The organism is Oleiphilus sp. HI0080 (genome assembly GCF_001635135.1).
The window spans coordinates 1-924 of sequence record NZ_LWFU01000875.1; the positions used below are offsets into that span (position 1 = coordinate 1).

At 46.4% G+C, this 924-nt stretch carries 1 protein-coding gene; it reads right to left on the reverse strand.

Translation table 11 applies throughout. From position 1 onward, the window contains the following. A partial coding sequence (locus A3751_RS17510; RefSeq protein ID WP_068458297.1) for a YafY family protein occupies positions 1 to 859 on the reverse strand: 859 nt, incomplete at its 3' end. Between the last annotated feature and the right edge of the window lie 65 nt (positions 860 to 924).

Here is a 924-nt window from a genome sequence, read left to right on the forward strand (position 1 = left end):
ATTCGTAAAAACTATGGTCTCGATCAATCGCAACATCCATATTGCCCGAGTCTAGATAATCCTTTAACTGGAAATCCTCAGGAACCGAATTCGCTAGCGGTAAAACCTCGAGATCCCGGATACGGTGAACCAAAAAACTCCGGTAGTCTTCTTGGTTTCCAGCTTTCATCGCATCGTCTTTAACTGCAACAAGGTACAGCTTCGGCAACATGATTGTGACCCCAAACGGATGCACATCATAATCTCTTTTACCTTGCCCCCCCTGATAACTAAAGCGAATACGCTTACCTTTCAAGATCGCTTGATAGATGCGATCGAGCACGGTCATATCAAAATCGGGGCTTCGTAAGCTCTGACCACGTTGATAAAACTCTACGGCATTACCAAGGCGAGAGTATTGCTTTGCGCTCAACTTGTTCTGCGCTTGCTGAAGTCGATTCTCAGCATTAAAAAACACCTGCGCTAATTCTTGCTGAGTAGAGCTCGGCAAGACCTGCTTTAAATGCTTTCGCGTAACCGTCAGAGCCAATGCCATATAGGCAGGCATTTTCTCAAAGTCGTAGCTAACCTGCTGATAAGGGTCGAGCGACCAAAGCTGGGTTTTCCCCCGCCCGCGAGTCACCTCTAGGCCAAAATTGTTTAAATAGCTGTCGTCCTCCTCATCATAGTCGCCAAGCAGGAATTTAAGATCTCGCTGAATCAAGCGCAGCAAACTTTTTGGTTCTCGTTCAGAGTCACCAACATATTCGCCATCAATAAGGTGCTGAATAATCGTATCGGTCGAAACCGGCTCCAAACGCGCAGCATGTCGTTGTTGAAGGTAATGTAGAATTTCAAGACGCCTAATAAATGTTTTCACGCGCGAGCTACTCCCCCACTAAGATTTCCCAGCCCTTTGTTCCTGTTTAGCCAGCTTTTCTTGCT